This window comes from Streptomyces sp. WMMC1477, from assembly GCF_027460245.1.
GTDB lineage: Bacteria > Actinomycetota > Actinomycetes > Streptomycetales > Streptomycetaceae > Streptomyces.
Genome location: NZ_JAPZBD010000003.1, coordinates 1,404,475 through 1,421,211, shown reverse-complemented (window position 1 = coordinate 1,421,211; position 16,737 = coordinate 1,404,475). Strand labels below are relative to the sequence as shown.

The 16,737-nt window shown below is 73.2% G+C and carries 15 protein-coding genes and 1 pseudogene; 5 read left to right on the top strand and 11 right to left on the bottom strand.

What is annotated here, in order from left to right; all coding sequences use genetic code 11:
- Positions 1-145: 145 nt before the first annotated feature.
- Positions 146-1,297 carry a DUF3103 family protein gene (locus tag O7609_RS06520; protein ID WP_269733993.1) on the bottom strand — a complete coding sequence of 384 codons (1,152 nt, stop codon included), beginning with the start codon at positions 1,295-1,297 and terminating at the stop codon, positions 146-148.
- Between the two features lie 321 nt (positions 1,298-1,618).
- Here O7609_RS06520 and O7609_RS06515 point away from each other — a divergent pair, with 321 nt between their 5' ends.
- Together O7609_RS06515 and O7609_RS06510 are read left to right on the top strand one after the other, a co-directional pair.
- On the top strand, positions 1,619-2,221 hold the full coding sequence (locus O7609_RS06515) for a DUF1203 domain-containing protein (protein WP_269743227.1): 603 nt from the start codon (positions 1,619-1,621) through the stop codon (positions 2,219-2,221).
- 207 nt (positions 2,222-2,428) lie between these two features.
- Positions 2,429-2,989: a GNAT family N-acetyltransferase gene (locus O7609_RS06510; protein ID WP_269733991.1), complete on the top strand. Its 561-nt coding sequence runs from the start codon at positions 2,429-2,431 to the stop codon at positions 2,987-2,989.
- A 138-nt stretch (positions 2,990-3,127) separates the two neighbouring features.
- On the opposite strand, the gene O7609_RS06505 is transcribed toward O7609_RS06510, so the two are convergent.
- From O7609_RS06505 to O7609_RS06465, 9 genes and pseudogenes are all read right to left on the bottom strand, one after another.
- Positions 3,128-3,688 carry a hypothetical protein gene (locus O7609_RS06505; protein ID WP_269743226.1) on the bottom strand — a complete coding sequence of 187 codons (561 nt, stop codon included), beginning with the start codon at positions 3,686-3,688 and terminating at the stop codon, positions 3,128-3,130.
- A 124-nt stretch (positions 3,689-3,812) separates the two neighbouring features.
- Positions 3,813-4,397, bottom strand: coding sequence for a hypothetical protein (locus O7609_RS06500; protein WP_269733989.1), 585 nt, complete (start codon positions 4,395-4,397; stop codon positions 3,813-3,815).
- Entirely contained in the window at positions 4,390-4,941 is a 552-nt protein-coding gene (locus O7609_RS06495) for a SigE family RNA polymerase sigma factor (protein ID WP_269733988.1), read from the bottom strand. Before O7609_RS06495 ends, O7609_RS06500 begins: the two co-directional genes overlap by 8 nt.
- Positions 4,942-5,088: 147 nt before the next feature.
- Positions 5,089-5,271: pseudogene (locus tag O7609_RS06490) on the bottom strand (ABC transporter ATP-binding protein); the annotation flags it as partial.
- A gap of 97 nt (positions 5,272-5,368) precedes the next feature.
- Positions 5,369-7,171, bottom strand: coding sequence for a serine hydrolase (locus O7609_RS06485; protein WP_269743225.1), 1,803 nt, complete (start codon positions 7,169-7,171; stop codon positions 5,369-5,371).
- A 28-nt stretch (positions 7,172-7,199) separates the two neighbouring features.
- Positions 7,200-8,537 carry an exo-beta-N-acetylmuramidase NamZ family protein gene (locus tag O7609_RS06480; RefSeq protein WP_443072072.1) on the bottom strand — a complete coding sequence of 446 codons (1,338 nt, stop codon included), beginning with the start codon at positions 8,535-8,537 and terminating at the stop codon, positions 7,200-7,202.
- Positions 8,534-10,381 carry a glycoside hydrolase family 3 protein gene (locus O7609_RS06475; RefSeq protein WP_269743224.1) on the bottom strand — a complete coding sequence of 616 codons (1,848 nt, stop codon included), beginning with the start codon at positions 10,379-10,381 and terminating at the stop codon, positions 8,534-8,536. The genes O7609_RS06480 and O7609_RS06475 overlap by 4 nt, the downstream gene beginning before the upstream one ends.
- Positions 10,382-10,434: 53 nt before the next feature.
- A complete protein-coding gene (locus O7609_RS06470; RefSeq protein ID WP_269733985.1) occupies positions 10,435-11,106 on the bottom strand; it encodes a peptidoglycan recognition protein family protein in 672 nt (223 codons plus the stop codon).
- Positions 11,107-11,206: 100 nt separating this feature from the next.
- Positions 11,207-12,124 (bottom strand): lysozyme, encoded by a 918-nt coding sequence (locus O7609_RS06465; RefSeq protein ID WP_269733984.1) that lies wholly within the window; start codon positions 12,122-12,124, stop codon positions 11,207-11,209.
- 625 nt (positions 12,125-12,749) lie between these two features.
- Here O7609_RS06465 and mgtE point away from each other — a divergent pair.
- From mgtE to O7609_RS06450, 3 genes are all read left to right on the top strand, one after another.
- Complete coding sequence (gene mgtE / locus O7609_RS06460; protein ID WP_269733983.1) at positions 12,750-14,117, top strand: magnesium transporter; 1,368 nt, start codon at positions 12,750-12,752, stop codon at positions 14,115-14,117.
- Positions 14,118-14,191: 74 nt separating this feature from the next.
- Positions 14,192-15,025: a metallophosphoesterase family protein gene (locus O7609_RS06455; RefSeq protein WP_269733982.1), complete on the top strand. Its 834-nt coding sequence runs from the start codon at positions 14,192-14,194 to the stop codon at positions 15,023-15,025.
- A gap of 23 nt (positions 15,026-15,048) precedes the next feature.
- Positions 15,049-15,522, top strand: a complete 474-nt coding sequence (locus tag O7609_RS06450) for an ASCH domain-containing protein (protein ID WP_269733981.1) — start codon at positions 15,049-15,051, stop codon at positions 15,520-15,522.
- On the opposite strand, the gene O7609_RS06445 is transcribed toward O7609_RS06450, so the two are convergent.
- Positions 15,519-16,715, bottom strand: a complete 1,197-nt coding sequence (locus O7609_RS06445; RefSeq protein WP_269733980.1) for a helix-turn-helix domain-containing protein — start codon at positions 16,713-16,715, stop codon at positions 15,519-15,521. The genes O7609_RS06450 and O7609_RS06445 overlap by 4 nt on opposite strands.
- Positions 16,716-16,737: the final 22 nt, after the last annotated feature.

Below are 16,737 nucleotides of genomic sequence, written 5' to 3'. Positions count from 1 at the left end.
CGCTCCCCTCACTGAGCCGGTTGCGGCGCGGGCCCGCGGCGCAACGCCCGTGCTCCACGTCACGATCGAGGGCCACACCGGGGCGGGGACCGCCGCCGCTCGGCGAGGCCCGCCCCGGTGGTGGTGTCCGGGAGCTGGGGGGCGGTCAGAGCTCGTCGACCCAGTACGGGGACAAGTTCATCCGGCCGTTGCCACGGGCACCGTTCCGGTGGCCGTCCGTGTCGACCGCGAGTGTGTACCAGGAGTCCACGTAGTCGGGGTCGTTGGTGTACCAGGAGTCGGGGATGGCGTCCAGGACCGCGTTCACCAGGGGGATGTAGGCACCCTGGTCGATGATGGTCAGCAGGGCGTCGGCGATGGCCGTGGCGAGCGCGCGGTAGTTGGTGTCGCCGTCGTCCTCCATCATCACGACATCGGCGAGGTTGTACTTGTAGAAGGACCAGTTCACCAGTACCTGGTTGGGGTAGTAGGTGCGCTCGTCCGTGTCCAGGTAGGGCATGTCGACCGGGTCGACCCGGACCTTCCCGTCCAAGCCGAAGCCGCTGACCAGCGAGAAGATCTCCGCGTCGCCCGAGATCCACGGTTCTTCGTCGTCCTTGAGGTAGACCGAGTCCACCTTGGTCGTCCAGAAGCCGCCCGCCGCCGCCAGGTCCGTGGGGGCCTTGCGGTCGCTCGCTGCCGGGTGCAGGCCGTGGTCCGTCAGCTCTTCGGCGAGCAGGTCCAGGCCCGCCGACACCGCTTGGGACATGTCCAGATCGATCACGTAGACCGCCTGTCGTGGAGCCTCAGCCGCGTCCAGGGTGTGCGCCCGGCCGCGGCTGTCGTACGCCGTCACCGTCATGGCGTCGTCGTCCTGCGTCGCGACCGCCACCAGCGGCTGCGTGCCCGGTGACAGCTCCTGCCTCATGGTTTCCGTGCCGAGCCGCAGCCGCAGCAGTGAACTCACCCGGCCGTCCAGCCCCTTCGCCGCCGCGATCCGCCGGTCGGCGGCGGCGACCGTCCGGGCCAGTTCCCCGCCCGCCGCGCTCTTGGCGCTCGTGGTCAGCGAGTGGAGTCCGATCTCGCTCGACTCCAGCACGGCCAGTCGAAGTTCCTCCCGCCACTGGGCATCTCCCAGCGACATGGCGACCGCCTTGGCCGTCTGCTCCTCGATACGGGTCACCGACTCGTAGGAGGCCGTCGAAGTCGCCGGGGGCGCCGTTGCGCCGGCCGCGGGGGTGGTAGCGCCCGCCAGCGCGACGACGGCGGTGCAGAGGGTGAGTGCCACGGCGTTGCGTCGCACCATACGTCTGTTCAAGGGTCCTCCTGGGAGCGTGCGGCATCCGCGTCTCGGACGGGGTGTCGGCGAAGGTGGGGGAGCGCATTCAGGACGAAGTCGTGCAGTGTGACGGATCTATGCGAGTAGAACTCGCGGAAATAGCATGTACATGTAGACATCCCGGCGCAAGGGGCACGTGGCGTCCGGACGGGATCGGCCGGATACCGACGATCCGGCGGGCGCGGAGCGCGGGGCCCGCGTTCGGGTCTTCGACCCCGTCCCCCCGGGGGCTGCGCCTGCCGAAGTACGTCAGGGACGTTCGGCCGCGTGTTCCGCGGCAGGCTGAGTCTGCCTGCGCGTATGTCAGGCCACCCGGAAGGGGAAGCACGAGTCGACCGTGGGCTCCGCCATCATCCCGACGATTCTCACCACCGCCGGTGTGGCCGGCATCCTGCTCTTCGCCGTCAAGGGCCTTCTCGACCAGCAGCCCGACCTGGCCACGCCCTTCAAGTGTGCCCGCCAGGTCCGGAACGACGCCGTCGAGGACGCCCGGAGCAGCCGACTTCACGTGACCGCGAATCCGGACCGACCGTTGAACGCGACGGCGGAATTCCGCCAGTCCCAGGCATTCGGGGCCGGAAGTCTGGACACGAGCCCCTCCGCTGCTGCCTGTGCGACGCCGAACCCGGCGCGGAGCCGCTCCTCTTCGGTTACCGGCCCAGGCTGCCCGCCAGGCCCTACCGCGAGGTCGGGGCAGGGCTCGCCCACGCCGAGCCCTACACGGGCCCCGCCGGCCTCACCGGCTACCCGCCGCACCGGTACGGGCGCCCCCAGGTGCTGCGGGCGTACGACGAGCGAGGCTGGATCCACCCGGCCTCCACGACCCACGACGGCACGAACCCGGAACGGGCGATGGCCGACGTCCTTGCCGAGCCCGCGGGCCAGACGAATGGGCGTCCGTGACGAACCGGCCGACCGGGACCCGGGACGGCGTCCCTCGCTTCGGCCCCTCGCAGACTGGGCCGCTCGGGGGCGGGGGTTCACCACCCGACGGGGTGCCCAACCCCCGCCCATCCCATCGGCAAGACCGTCCGTGCCGAACGTCGTCCGTTGCGCGCGGCCGGGAAATTCAGTGTTCCGCCCGCCCCGTGAAGACGCAGGATGGGGCGCATGACTCTGGCCACTCCCACGCTCCACACCGACCGCCTGCGACTGCGGCCCTTCACCGGCGCCGACGCCACCGCCCTCTACGCCCTGCACAGCAACACCCTCGTGATGCGGTACTGGGACTCTCCGCCGTGGACGGAACCGGCCCGCGCCGAGCGCTTCCTCGCGAGGTGTCAGAAGCTGGCGGAGGAGGGCATCGGCGCGCGGGTGGCCATCGACCGCGCTGCCGACGGGGCCTTCGTCGGCTGGTGCGGGCTGCACGAATGGAACCCGGGCCACCGCAGTGCGTCGTTGGGCTACTGCTTCGACGAGGCCGTCTGGGGCCACGGCTACGCGACGGAGGCCGCACGCGCCGTGCTGACGTGGGCGTTCGACACGCTGGACCTGAACCGCGTCCAGGCCGAGACCGACACGCGCAACGTGGCGTCCGCCCGGGTGCTGGAGAAGATCGGATTCGTGCGGGAAGGGACGCTGCGGGAGGAGTGCGTCGTGGACGGCGAGGTGTCCGACACCTGGGTGTTCGGGCTGATCAGGCGGGAGTGGCAGCCGCCGTCCGCCGGCTGAGCGTGAGTGTCGGCGCCCTCGCATGACGGGAGTGGTGGGCAGCGGGGAGCCCCTGGCCTGCGGCGTGCGTGGAGCACCGTTCGCCCCGGGGCACCCCCGTGTCCCCGGGGCGAACGTGTGGGCGGCTCGGCCGCCCGCTCAGGACGTGTACAGCGACTTGAGCCTGGTCACGTTTCCCTCGCCGTCGAAGCTCAGGTCGTACCCGGTGCGCGGACGGGCGTCGGCCTCCTGCGCCGTCAGCCGGCTGACGAACTCGGCCTGCGAGTACGAAGCGGCCCGGCTGTCGTCGCCGAGCGGCACCGACAGCAGCACCTGGGCCTCCTCCGCCAGGGGGACCGTGGTGTAGGGGCCCTCGCCCGGCACCACGATCCACGCCTCGTGCGGCTCCGTCATGGCCTCCTTCTTCGCCGGCCGCACCGAGACGTAGGTCGTGCCGCCCTCGGTCCAGGCGTCCTCGATCTGCACGAACTGCTTGGTGCCCGCGAAGGGGGCCTGGTCGGCGGGCGCCGACGTGCCGTCGTCCGTTCCGGGGCCCGAGTCCTTCTCGTCGTCCGAGGACGCGGCCGCGGAAGGCTGCATCGAGGCCGACGGCTGGGTGGCGGCGTCCGTCCCGTCGTCGCCGCACCCCGTCAGGACGACGGCACCGAAGGCGACGGCGACGAGGCAGTGCACGGCGGGGCGGCGGCGTGAGATGCGCATGGTCAAGGCTCCCCTGGGTCAGGAGTGGATCGGGATACGTGACCTCTACGCACCGGCCCGGCCGGTGGGTTGCATGCGGATGCGAGAAATTCTCGGACGCCCCGCTCCGGCAGCCCGGCCGGGCTCACCGCGGGAGCCAGTGGGCCTCCCGCAGCGACTGAACCCGGCCCTCGCTGTCGTAGTCGATGGAGAGAATCCACCGCGGCTCGCCGGCCAGCTTCTCCACCAGCTGGTCCAGTTCCACGTCCGTGGGCTCCCCGCCCGTCAGCTCCCGTGCCTCGACCGTCGTTCTCCCCGGCAGGGTCAGCGTGTGCACCACACCGGTCGGCTCCGTCGAGCCCTCCACGGTGCGGAGCTGCTCGACGGTGACCCGAACGGTCTCGCCCCGCGCCTCCGCGTCGTACACGTAGCCCAGCTCGCTCGCGTACTCCTGGCCCGGGGCGGGCGAGGGCGGCACGAACGCCGAGGTGCTCGGCGCCGGGTCGGCGGCGGTCGGTTCCGGCTGCCAGGGGGCGGAGGCGAGGGAGAAGCCACCCACGGCCAGGGCCGCGGCCAGCAGCACACCGCCGGAGGCCGCGGCCGCCCGCTTGCGGCGTCGACGCTGCTCACCGCGCGCCCGAATGCGCTCCGCGGCCATCGGCGCCGCGTGCCGCCGACCCGACTCGGCGATCTCGGCCAGGTAATCCTGCAGCCCGGTCTCGTCAGCCATGACGCACCTCCGACAGCCCACTCGTCCGCGGATCAAGTTCGGTATCGGCCAGCAGCCGCGCCAGGGCCGCCCGGCCCCGGCTCAGCCGTGCCTTGACCGTGCCGACGGGGCAGTCGGTCTCGGCGGCCACCTGGTCGACCGAGAGGTCGCACAGGTGGTGGAGCACGACGGCCCGTCGCTGCGCCTCGGGGATCTTCCGCAGCGCCTCGACCAGCAGCACGTGGTGCGGCTCCGGCGGCGGTACCGAAGGGGGCGGGCCCTGTTTGCGGACAAGGGCGAGCGCGGTGCGCATCCGCCGGAACCGGCTCACCGCGAGCCGCCAGGCGACCGTGCGCACCCATGCCTCGGGGGCGCCGTTCAGGTCCAGCGAGCCCCGGCGTTCCCAGGCCCGTGCGAAGGCTTCCTGGACGACGTCCTGCGCTTCGGCCAGGTTGCCCGTCATCGCGTAGAGCTGCCCGATGAGCCGGCTGACGCTCGCGGTGTAGAAGGCGTCGAACGCCTCCTCGTCGGACTCCTGGGCCCGCGGTTCGTCTGGCGCTCTCATACTCCCCCAACAAGCTGCACCGTGCCCCCGTGCCGCTCGAAGGGCCTGACCACAGGAACGCACTCTAACTGCGGCCCCCGAGTGCGGACGCAGCTCCCCCTGCCCTGACCATGTCAGACATCACGGCGGCGTATGAACGAGGACGGTGAGGGCGAGATGGCCGGCGGTGTTCTCCCTCGCCGACATCAGATGGCTGGAGGGGAAGACCGTGCGCCCCTCGGTGGCCAGCCGCCGGAAGAGGCGGCGGGCCCACCGGACACCCTCCGGGTCCATGCCGTTGACCGGCTCGTCGAAGACGAGCACGGGCGGGTCGCCGAGCAGGGCGGTGGCGGCCGGCTGATCGAGGAAAGCGCTGGGGCACCGCCCAGCGTTTGCTGGGAGAGCGCGTGCCAGGCGCCCTCAGCCAGGCGGGACTTTCGAAACACCCCTAAGCCCGGCTGCGTGACCAGGACTCGGCGCGCAGGCGGGCGGCGTCGGCGGGGCGGGTGTCGTCGAAGAGCGGGCGGCCGCCCGCCGTGACGCGGAGGCGGTCGACGTGGACGCCGCGGCCCGCGTAGCCGCCGTCGACGGAGTAGGACCAGCGGACGTGGGTGGTGGACGGCGGCAGGGCGGCGGAGGCGTCGAGCCAGCGGCGGCCGGAGTAGCCGTGGAAGGTGCCGTCGGTGCGCCAGCGGTGGCCGTCGGTCGCCAGGGTGAGGGGGACCGGGGCCCAGGTGCTGCCGCCGTCGGTCGAGGCCGCGAAGGCACCGGTGTCGTAGTCGGGTTCGGTGTCGTACCAGAGGTGGAAGGTGGCCACGGCCGCGGTGCCGGGCGGGACGGCCAGGGGCGCGGTCAGGGTGGCCGTCGTGCCCTCGCCCGGGTGGGCGCGCCAGGCGGTGCGGCCCGTGGTGGGGCGGACGGGCAGGGCGTGGGCGAAGGCGCGGGTGGGACGGCGGCGGTAGACGCTGTTGGTGCCCCGGGCCCGGGTGGGGTGGACGCGGTTGGTGAGCAGGACGAAGACCATGCGCGTGACCGGGTCCACGGTGACGCTCGTACCGGTGTAGCCGGTGTGGCCCGCCGTCACCGGGGACGTCAGGGCGTCCATGTACCAACGCTGGTTCACCTGCCAGCCCAGGCCGCGGCCGGAGGACGCGTGATCCGTGAGGACGGCGCGGACGGAGTCCTCGGACAGGACGCGGGTGCGGCCGTAGCGTCCGCCGTCGGCGAGCATCTGGGCGAAGACGGCCATGTCGTACCCGGAGGAGAAGAGCCCGGCGTGGCCGGCGACGCCGCCGAAGGACCAGGCGTTCTCGTCGTGCACCGTGCCGCGGACCATGCCGCGGCCGGTCCACGGCTGGTACTCGGTGGCGGCGACGCGGTGGTGCTCGGCGGCGGGCGGGTTGAACCGGGTGTCGCGCATCCCCAGGGGCCCGGTGACGCGGTCGGCGATCAGGGCGTCCAGGGACGAGCCCGTCACCCGTTCCATGAGCGCGCCGAGGGTGATCATGTTGAGGTCGGAGTAGGCGTATCCGGTGCCGGGCGGGCGTTGCAGGGTGGAGGTGTAGACGGCGTCCATGCGGGCGGCGTCGTCGGGCAGCGCGTACAGGCCCAGCCAGGGGACGAGGCCCGAGCGGTGGGTGAGGAACTGCCGGACGGTGATGGCGCCCTTGGCCGGGTCGGCGGCGGCGAACTCGGGCAGGTAGCGGGCGGCGGGCGCGTCGAGGTCGAGGACACCCTGCTCAGCGAGTTGCACGGCGACGGTGGAGGTGAACAGCTTGGTGACGGAGGCGAGGTCGAAGAGGGTGTCCTCGGCCATGGGCACCCACTGCTCGGGCGGCAGCTCGACGGCCCGGTCCCGTTGTTCGTCCCAGCTCGCGTAGCGCAGGGCGTGGCCGCGTGCCTCGTGGCCGACGACGACACCGTCCCGCACGGCCAGGAGGACGAAGCCGGGGAAGGACGGGACGGGGCGGTCGGGGGAGGGGCGCGTGAACGCCTCGGCCTCGTCGGCGATCTGGTGGACCCGCGCGGCGACGAGGCCCGCCTCGGCTGCGCTGCCGTAGCGCAGGGGGCGGGAGACGGCGGGGAAGCGGAGGTCGGCCGGGGTGATCGTGGGCGGTCCGGCGACGGGCGGGGCGGCCGGGGGCGCGGCGGTGATCGGAGGCGTGGCGAGGGCCGGTCCGGCGCCGGCCAGGCCCGTGACGCCGGCCGCGCCCGCTGCCACACCGAGGTGGAGGAACTGTCTGCGTTTCATGAAGGGGGGAGCCTCCGGGAGGGGGTGTTCAGCGGTAGAGCAGGTGCTGTGCGCGCAGGCGCCGGAAGGCGCGGAGGTCGTCCTGCCACAGGGCGGTGACGTCGTCCGCGTCGGCGCCGTCCTCGATGGCGAGGCGCACCGCGCGGTTGCCGCTCAGCCGGTCCAGCCAGTAGCTGTCCCCGCCGTCCTGCGCGCGCCAGCCGTAGGCGGGGAACAGGCGCCGCTGCTCGACGATGAGGGTCAGGGCGGTGTGGACGGGGTCGAAGGCGTCCGGGTCGGTGACCTGGAGTTCGACGCCGCCACAGGTCTGGCCCGCCCACTTGGAGAAGGTCGGCTTGAAGTAGGCCTCCCGGAACCGGACGCCGGGCAGCGACCGGGCGGTGAGCGCCTCCTGCCAGCGGTGGTCGACGTCCGGGGCGCCGAGCAGGTGGAAGGGGAGGGTGGTGCCGCGCCCCTCGGAGAGCGCGGTGGCCTCGGTGTAGCAGGTACCGGCGTAGAGCCGGGCGGTGGCGACGCTCGGCATGTTGGGGGAAGGGGCGACCCAGGGCAGGCCGGTGGCCTCGTAGCCCTCGCGCCGCCGCCAGCCCGCGAGCCGCTCGACGTGCAGTTCGGCCCGCCGTCCGCCGGTGGCCTCCGGCACGAAGACCGAGTTGAACAGCCCGGCGAGCTCGCCGACCGTCATGCCGTGCCGCTGGGCGATGGGTTTCAGCCCGACGAAGCTCGCGTTCTCCGGGTGCAGCACCGGGCCGGTGGCCTCGCGCCCGGAGACCGGGTTGGGGCGGTCGAGGACGACGAACCGCAGGCCGAGGTCGGCGGCCGCCTCAAGGGCCAGGTACATCGTCCAGATGTAGGTGTAGAACCGGGCGCCGACGTCCTGGATGTCGAACACGACGGTGTCCAGGCTCAGTTCGGCGAACCGCTCCCGCATCCGGCCGGCGTTGTTGTAGGCGTTGTAGACGGGCAGGCCGGTCTTCTCGTCGAGGAAGAAGTCCTCGCCCTCGCCCGCCTGGGAGGTGCCGCGGAAGCCGTGCTCGGGGCCGAAGACGGCGACGAGGTCGACGGCGGCGTCCTCGGTCATGACGTCGACGATGTGCCGCAGCCCGGCGTCGACGCCGGTGGGGTTGGAGATGAGGCCGACGCGCTGCCCGGCCAGCGAGGCGTACCCGCTGCGGCGCAGCGTCTCGAAGCCGGTGCGCACGCGCGGCCCCCGGCCCGGTGCCGAGGAGGCGCGGCCGGCGGCCGCGGCGGCCGACGCCCCCGGTGCGCCGGCCGCCAGTGCCGCCGCGCCCGTGAGCGCCGCGGAGCCCGTCAACAGGCTTCGGCGTCGCGGGCCCCGGCGCTTCTCGGGGTGCTCGCGGCCGCTCACCGCTCGTACCCCAGTCCGTGGCCGAGCGGGAACAGGGGTTCCTCCGGGTTCTCGGCGGTCGGGATCATGACGGGCAGTGTGCCCTGCGGTGCCGTCTCGCCCAGCAGGACGCGCGCGGCGGACTCCAGCGCGCCCGCCCCGTAGGAGTAGGTGGCGAGGTGGGTGGCCGCCTCCGGGTAGCGGGCGATGTCGTAGGGACGGCCGACGGCGAGGGTGAAGACGGGCTTCCCGGTCTCCAGCAGGGCGCGGACGAGCCGGGCCTGCCCGGGGGCGGTGGCGGTGCCGCGCGTCGTGACGACGACGGTGTCGTGGCCCTCGGCCGCCGCGACGGCCGCCTCGACGGCGTCGGCGCCGGGATTGGAGCCGGCCCAGTGCGCGGTGGCGGTCACGCCGCGGTCGTCGAGGTGCCCGGCGAGCCGTGCCGTCGTCGTGGAGCCCCAGCCGGTGACGAGGACGCTGCGGCCGTCCGCGGCGAGCGGGAGCAGCCCGTCGTCGTTCTTCACGAGCGTGGTGGTGCGGTCGGTGATGCGCTGGGCGGCGGCCAGGTGGTGCGGCGGTCCGACGCGCTCGGCCACCTTCGTCACGTCGGCGAAGGGCCGTTCCACGATGCCGCGTTCGTGCTTGAGGGTCAGCACGCGGCGCACGGAGCGGTCGATGCGCTCCTCGGTGAGCTCGCCGGAGGCCACGGCGTCCATGACGGCGTCGTAGGCGGTCGGCAGGTCCGGCGGCATGAGGAGGAGGTCCACGCCCGCGCGCAGGGCCCGCACGGGCACCTCGGCGTCGGGGTAGGTCTCGCGCACCCCGGCCATGGACAGCGAGTCGGTGACGACGACGCCGTCGTAGCCCAGTTCCTCGCGCAGGAGCCCGGTCATGATGGGCTCCGAGAGGGTGGCGGGGGCGCCGGAGGGGTCCAGTTCCGGGAACTGGATGTGGGCGGTCATGACGGCCCCGACCCCGGCCTCCACGGCCTCGGCGAACGGCGGGGCGTCGATGGTCCGCCACTCCTTGAGGGTGTGGTGGATGACGGGCAGGTCGGTGTGGCTGTCCACATTGGTGTCGCCGTGGCCGGGGAAGTGCTTGGCGGTGGCCGCGACCCCGTTCTCGCCACCGGACTGGTAGCCCTTCACCTGGGCCGCCGTCAGCTCGGCGGCGAGGTCCGGGTCGCCGCTGAAGGAACGGACGCCGATGACGGGGTTGGCGGCGTTGACGTTGACGTCGGCCACGGGGGCGTAGTTCTGGTTGATGCCGACGGCGCGCAGCTCCCGGCCCGCGATCCTGGCCGCCTCGCGGGCGTCGCCCGCCCGGCCGGAGGCGCCGAGGGCCATGTTGCCGGGGAACTGGGTGGCCGGGGGGCCGAGCCGGGTGACGATGCCGTGTTCCTGGTCGGTGGAGATGAGCAGCGGCACGTCCGTCCCGCTGTCCAGAGCCGCCCGCTGCAGCCCGTTGGACAGCCCGGCGACCTGGTGCGGCTCACGCAGGTTGTCCGACCAGGCGAAGTAGATGACGCCGCCGAGATGGTACTCCGCCACGGCCTCCGCGCCGTTGTCGACGCCGAGCCACCGCTGGTTGCGGGCGACGTCGTCGGGGTCGGTCGTGTCCGCCGTCTCGCCGTAGGCGTAGGTGACGAATAGCTGACCGACCTTCTCCTCCAGCGTCATCCGGTCGAGTTGCCCGTCGACCCACCGGGCCGTGTCGTCCCCGCCGCCGTCACGGGCCCCGGCGTCCCCGGGGCCGCCGTCCCCGGCGAGGGCCGGGGCGGCGGTGAGGAGCAGGGCACCGGCAGCTGCCAGGGCTGTGAGCGATCTGCGGAAGCGGCCTTTCGGCTGCTGCCTGCCGTCGTGCATCGGGTGTTCCTTCCGGGCGGTGGCGTGACGGACCGAGGGACGGGGGCGGGGCGTCAGCTCAACTCGGCGGCCACCTCCTCGCGGAGCTGGGGCAGCATGTCCTGGAGGACGCCGGGGCAGAGGGTGTCGCCGAAGTCCTGGTGGCCGTAGATGCGGTGTGGCGGGACGCCGTACTGCTCGCAGACGTAGGCGCACAGGATCACCAGCACCTCCCACTGGGCGTCGGGCGGTGTCGCGCCCTCGTGGTAGGAGCCCTCGTTCGCGATGCCGATGGCCTGGTTGTTCTGGCCGTAGGTGTGGGCGCCCTGGACGAGCCCCCAGCCGGCCTGGAGGGTGCTGAGGCTCTGGTGCCGCCCCTCGGTGATCCAGCCGCCGCGGCTGTTGACGAAGTGGTAGCCGGTGTCGGTCCAGCCGTTGCGGTCCTGGTGGATGTACTGGACCCAGCGGGCGTGCGAGTGGGCCTGGGCGCGGGAGAAGTCCTCCGTGTTGGCGCTCACCGTGTGGTGGACGATGATCTTGTCGGGACGCTTGGAGAGGACGGTGACCGAGCCGTTCGGCGGGTTCGCGCCCCACTCCTGGGTGCTGTCGATGTCCGGTTCGAGGGCGGACGCGGCGGGTCCGCCGGCGGCTGAGGCGGTCGTGGCGTGGGCCAGCCCGGCGGCGGTGGTCAGCCCCGCCGCCCCGGCGACGAGCAGACCGCGCCGGCTGAGGTTTCCGAGGTCCATGGGGACTCCCTGGCGTGGTGCCGGGTGCCGCGGTGCGGTCGGCCCGGTCGCGGCCGTTCCGCACCACGGCACCCGGTCACGGATGAGGTGGGGGGCGTCGTCAGGCGGTGTTGTTCGCCAGGGCGAGCAGCCGGCTCATCGAGCCGTTGAACTTGTTGCGGTCGACGTCACCGGAGACGCCGCTGACCCGGCCGGTCGCGGTGTACTGCCAGAACGTCCAGGTCGGGAAGCCGCTCGGGACGGTGGGGCTGGAGACGTGCCAGTGCGCGACCCACAGGGGCGCCTTGTCGTACATCCCGCTCCAGTAGCCGGTGCAGGTGTTCCACCAGCTCGCCGTCGTGTAGATGACGATGTCGCGGCCGGTCCGGTACTTGTAGGTGTTGTAGAAGTCGTAGATCCAGTTGCGCATCTGGGTCGTCGACAGCCCGTAGCACATCGAGCCGGAGGGGTTGTGCTCGATGTCCAGGACGCCGGGGAGCGTCTGGTTGTCGGCGGACCAGGCGCCGCCGTTGCTGGCGAAGAAGTTGGCCTGGGTGGCGCCGCTGGAGTAGTTGGGGCGTGCGAAGTGGTACGCGCCGCGGACGAGGCCCGCGTAGTACGCGTTCGTGTAGTTCTGGCCGAACCGCGAGTCCTTGAAGCTGGTGCCCTCGGTGGCCTTGATGTAGGCGAAGTCGATGCCCGCGGCCTTGACCGAGTTCCAGTTGATGTAGCCCTGCCAGTGCGAGACGTCGATGCCCTGGACGCCGCTGGTGTCCGTCGGGGTGATGTCGGCGTCCTGCCCGGCGGCGTCGTGACCGGGGCCGCGGCCCTGCTCGATGCGGGTGCCCACGCCCATGTAGGCCTCGCCCGGCTCCACGCGCTCGCCCGGCCCGGGCGGCTGGGCGGAGACGGCGGCGGAGGCGGGGACGGCGAGGGTGAGGACGAGGGCGATCACGGCGGTGACTGCGCCGAGGAGCGCGGCCGTCCGGGACCGGGATCGACGGGTGCGGCGGGGGGAAGGTGATCTGTACGCGGGCATGGCGCTGCCTCCTGGCACGGCGTGGGGGTGGGCCGGGACTGCACACGATCAGTGCTCTCGATCACTGCCTCGGCTGGGCTGGGATTCGCCATGAGCACGACACGATTACTGCACGCGCGTAGACCGCCGTAAAGGGGCTTCGCGCAAAACTCTGGTCCAGTCCTCTGGTGACGACGCTGAGCAGGTGCGCTTCCGCCCGGTTGGCCGAAACTTTCCGCTCTGAAGGGGAGGTTGGCGCGTCCTTGGGGGCCCGCCCACCGGTCCGGCGGCCGTCGCCGCACCCCGCCGGAGACCTCGGGTGCCCCCTCCCGGCGGCGGCGGCCTGCGCCCCGCCCGGCCGGGGCGTCGACTGCCGCCGGGACGTGGCGGCGGTATTCTGCAACGGCGCCCGGGAGGGTGCCGGGCCGGACCGTCCGCGGCACACCGCGGACCGTCGGGCGGAAGCGAGCCGGAGCGAGTCGGAGGAGGTGGCGCCGTGGGTCTGCGCAGATGCGGCGAACCTCCCAGTCGGTCACCGCGCGGCGCCGCCGTCCCGCATCCCTAGCGGTGCGACAGTGGTCGGTGGTGCCCCGCGGTAGGCCCCCATGCCCGACCAGAACCACGCCGCAGTGCTGAGGACGTTCCCATGCCGCAGAGCTCCGTCACGGACGAACTCCACCCCGACCTGCCCGAATCGCTCCAGGACATAGTGGAGAACAAGCATCTCCACACCGCGCTGGAGTGGCTGGAGACCCACCCTCCGCACATCATCGCGGACGAGCTGGCGCGCATGGACAACGTGACGGCGGGGGTCGCCTTCCGGCTGCTCGACAAGGACCGGGCGCTCGACGTCTTCGAGGAGCTCGAACCCGTCGACCAGCAGGCGATCCTGGAGGGCCTGCGCGACCACACCTTCCGCGAGCTGGTCGAGGGCATGGACCCGGACGACCGCGCGCGGATGCTGCGTGAGGCCCCGGCGAAGGTGGCCAAGCGCGTGCTCGCCGGGCTCAGCGCGCACGAGCGCCGCATGACCGCCGCCCTCCTCGGGTACCCCGAGGGCTCGGTCGGCCGCTACATGACGCCCGAGGTGGTGGCGCTGCCGCAGGACCTCACCGTCGAGCAGGCGCTGCGCACCGTCCGGGAGAAGGGCGCGCACGCGGAGACCGTCTACACACTCCCCGTGGTGGACGGCGGCCGCCGCCTCACCGGCATCGTCGAGCTGCGCGAGCTGGTGCTCAGCCCGCCCGACACGATGCTCTCCTCGCTCGTCGTCAGCGAACCCCCCTTCGCCCGTGCCACCGACTCCGCCGAGCAGGCCGCCCGGCTGATGCGCGAGACCAACGACCTCAACCTGACCGTCGTGGACAGCGAGGACCGCGTCGTCGGCCTGCTCACCTTCGACGACGCCGACGAGGTCATCGAGGCGGCCGACACCGAGGACGTGGCGCGGCAGGCCGGTGCCGCGCCCTGGGCGGGCCACTACATGGCCGCGGGAGTGTGGCAGCTCGCCCGCTACCGTGCCCTGTGGCTCTCCCTGCTGCTGGTCGCGGCGACCCTCACCGTCACCGTGACCCGGGCCTTCGAGGGCACGCTCGAACAGGTCGCGGCCCTGGCCATGTTCATCCCCATGCTCATCGGCGCGGGCGGCAACGCGGGCGCCCAGGCCGCCACCGCCTGCGTGCGGGCCATGGCCGTCGGCGAGGTGCGCGGCTCGGACCTGCTGAAGGTGATATGGCGCGAGTGCCGCGTCGGCACCGTGCTCGGCGGCCTGCTGGCCGGGCTCGGCGTCGTGGTGGCGGCGGCGTTCGTCGGGGTGAAGATCGCCGTCGTCGTCGGCATCACCCTGGTGCTGATCTGCGCCTGGGCGGCCACGATCGGCGGCACCATGCCGCTGCTGGCCAAACGGCTGCGCATCGACCCAGCGGTCGTCTCCGCGCCCATGGTCACCACGCTCGTCGACGCGACGGGGCTCGTCATCTACTTCCTCACCGCGAAGGCCGTCCTCGGCGTCTGACGCGTCGGCCGTTCCAACTCCCCCTGTCCGGGAGAGGGGTGACGCGAGCACCCCACAGCACGTAGGTTCGGATCATGCCGGACGGAAAGCTCTGGGCGATCAGCGATCTGCACGTCGCCTACGAGGAGAACCGCAAGATCGTCGAGGGGTTGCACCCCGAGTCGCCGGACGACTGGCTCATCGTCGCCGGAGACGTCGGTGAGCTGATGGCCGACATCAGCTGGGCGCTGGAGCTGCTCGCGGGCCGCTACGCCCGGGTGATCTGGACGCCGGGCAACCACGAGCTGTGGACGCCCAAGGACGACCCGGTGCAGCTGCGCGGAGAGGCCCGCTACCGCCATGTCGTGGAGCTGTGCCGCAGCATGGGCGTGCTCACCCCCGAGGACCCGTACCCCCGGTGGACGGGCCCCGGCGGTCCCCTCGTCGTCGCACCCCTCTTCCTGCTGTACGACTACAGCTGGCGCACCCCGGGTGCGCGGACGAAGGAGCAGGCGCTCGAAGAGGCCTACGACACGGGCGTGGTGTGCAGCGACGAGTTCCTCCTCCACCCGGACCCGTACCCCTCGCGCGACGCCTGGTGCCGGGCCCGCGTCGCCGCCACCGAGCGGCGGCTCGCCGCCTGCGACCCCGAGGTGCCGCTCGTCCTCGCCAACCACTACCCGCTGGTGCGGGAGCCGACCGACATCCTGCGCTTCCCGCAGTTCGCCCAGTGGTGCGGGACGGACCTCACCGCCGACTGGCACCTGCGGTTCTCCACGCACACGATGGTCTACGGGCACCTGCACATCCCGCGCAGCACCCGCCACGACGGCGTCCCGTTCGAGGAGGTCTCCGTCGGCTACCCCCGCGAGTGGCAGCGCCCCGGTCACCCGCGCAACGTGCCCCGGCAGATCGCCCCCCGGCCCTGAGGGCCGCCCGTTAGGCTGCCCGGATGACGCATCCCGACGAGCTGCCCAGGGCCGAGTTCGCCTTCCCCGGCCCGCTGCGCGACCGGCTGGTCGCGGCCATCCTCTCCGGTGCCAAGACGTCGACGACGAGCCTGGCCGCCGCGTACGACGCCGGCGAGGAGCCGCTTCCGGCCGTCGGGGAGCGCCGGGCCGTCGTGGACTCCCGGGACCGGCCCGTCGCCGTCATCGAGGTCACCGGGGTGCGCAGGCTCACCGTGGCGGAGGTCGACCTCCAACACGCCCTCGACGAGGGCGAGGACTACACGACGGTCGCCCAGTGGCGTGCCGAGCACGAGCGCTTCTGGCACGGCGACGCGGTGCGCGAGGAGCTCGGCGACCCGCACTTCACCGTCACCGACGCCACCCCCGTGATCGCCGAACGCTTCCGGCTCGTGGAGGCCCTCGGGGACACCCCGCACCCTTCCCAGGGGCCCACGGGCGGGACTTCCGCCTCCTAGGACATCCGCAGGTCCACCGGGAGCTCCTGGCGGCGGGAGATGTCCAGCTTGCGGTACACCCGGGTGAGGTGCTGCTCGACGGTGCTGATGGTGACGAACAGCCGGCCCGCGATCTCCCGGTTGGTGTAGCCGTGCGCCGCGAGCGCCGCCACCCGCTGCTCCGAGGTGCTCAGCAGGGAACGCGCCCGGGCGCCCGCGGTGATGAGACCGGGGCCGTGTCCGTCGCCGGGCGTGGGGGCGGCCGGGCGCGAGCGTCCCGCCATGCCGGGCGCGATCTCCTCGCACAGGGCCTCCGCTCCGCAGCTCTGCGCCAGCCCCCACGCCCGGCGCGTCAGGGCACCGGCCCGGCCGGAGACGCCCTGCTCGCGCAGCGAGGCGGCCAGGTCCGCCAGGGCGCGGGCCAGCTCCAGCCGGTCTCCGGAGCGGCCCAGCGCCTCGGCCGCCTGCTCCAACAGGCCCGTCCGGCGCCGGGGCTCGACGCTCGCCGCCCAGGCGCGCAGCGCCAGCCCGCGCACCCAGGGCAGATGCCCCTCGGGCCCCGTGAGCTGCTGCCGGGCGAGCTGCTCGGCCCGCACCGGCTCACCGATCCGCACGAGGGCGAGGGCCGCGTCCGACCGCCACGGCAGTACCGAGGGGCGGTCGGCCGAGCGGGTGCGGGCGATCCGGCCGGCCTCCGTGAAGTCGCCCAGCGCGGCGTGGAACCGGCCGGTGGCCAGGGAGTGCCGCCCGCGCGCCCGCAGATACGCCAGCCCCTGGGCGGAGCCGAGCAGCTCCGGCGGCACCGGGCGGTCCAGCAGCCGCCCGGCCGCCGTGCGCCGCCCGAGGCCCGTGCGGGCCAGCACCAGGGCCGCCACCGGGGCCAGGGCGAACGCGTCGCCGCCGCCCTCGGGCAGGCATCCCATGGCCTTGACGGCGGCCTGCTCGGCGTTGCGCACGTCGCCCTGGCGCAGGAGGAGTTCGGCGTGGACGGTGCCGAACACCGCCGCCCAGCCCGCGATGCCGCGCCGGACCGACTCGTCGCGCAGCGCAGTGGACCACGGCACCGCCCGCTCCGGCTCCCCGGCGGCCGACAGCGCCCGCAGGGCCCGAACGAGCACGGGCACCGTCGGACCACCGAGGCGGGTGTCGCGCAGCACGCTCTCGGCGTCGGCCACGTGCCGCGCCAGGCCGTTCTCCCGTTCGCTGAGCCTCATGCCCGAAACAGTGCCCGCCGCA

What these genes read in the sequence shown, in the direction of transcription:
- O7609_RS06515 (WP_269743227.1), top strand. Translation starts at nt 1,619, where the DNA reads ATGTCAGGCCACCCGGAAGGGGAAGCACGAGTCGACCGTGGGCTCCGC.
- O7609_RS06510 (WP_269733991.1), top strand. Translation starts at nt 2,429, where the DNA reads ATGACTCTGGCCACTCCCACGCTCCACACCGACCGCCTGCGACTGCGG.
- O7609_RS06505 (WP_269743226.1), bottom strand. Translation starts at nt 3,688, where the DNA reads ATGCGCATCTCACGCCGCCGCCCCGCCGTGCACTGCCTCGTCGCCGTC.
- O7609_RS06500 (WP_269733989.1), bottom strand. Translation starts at nt 4,397, where the DNA reads ATGGCTGACGAGACCGGGCTGCAGGATTACCTGGCCGAGATCGCCGAG.
- O7609_RS06495 (WP_269733988.1), bottom strand. Translation starts at nt 4,941, where the DNA reads ATGAGAGCGCCAGACGAACCGCGGGCCCAGGAGTCCGACGAGGAGGCG.
- O7609_RS06485 (WP_269743225.1), bottom strand. Translation starts at nt 7,171, where the DNA reads ATGAAACGCAGACAGTTCCTCCACCTCGGTGTGGCAGCGGGCGCGGCC.
- O7609_RS06475 (WP_269743224.1), bottom strand. Translation starts at nt 10,381, where the DNA reads ATGCACGACGGCAGGCAGCAGCCGAAAGGCCGCTTCCGCAGATCGCTC.
- O7609_RS06470 (WP_269733985.1), bottom strand. Translation starts at nt 11,106, where the DNA reads ATGGACCTCGGAAACCTCAGCCGGCGCGGTCTGCTCGTCGCCGGGGCG.
- O7609_RS06465 (WP_269733984.1), bottom strand. Translation starts at nt 12,124, where the DNA reads ATGCCCGCGTACAGATCACCTTCCCCCCGCCGCACCCGTCGATCCCGG.
- mgtE (WP_269733983.1), top strand. Translation starts at nt 12,750, where the DNA reads ATGCCGCAGAGCTCCGTCACGGACGAACTCCACCCCGACCTGCCCGAA.
- O7609_RS06455 (WP_269733982.1), top strand. Translation starts at nt 14,192, where the DNA reads ATGCCGGACGGAAAGCTCTGGGCGATCAGCGATCTGCACGTCGCCTAC.
- O7609_RS06450 (WP_269733981.1), top strand. Translation starts at nt 15,049, where the DNA reads ATGACGCATCCCGACGAGCTGCCCAGGGCCGAGTTCGCCTTCCCCGGC.
- O7609_RS06445 (WP_269733980.1), bottom strand. Translation starts at nt 16,715, where the DNA reads ATGAGGCTCAGCGAACGGGAGAACGGCCTGGCGCGGCACGTGGCCGAC.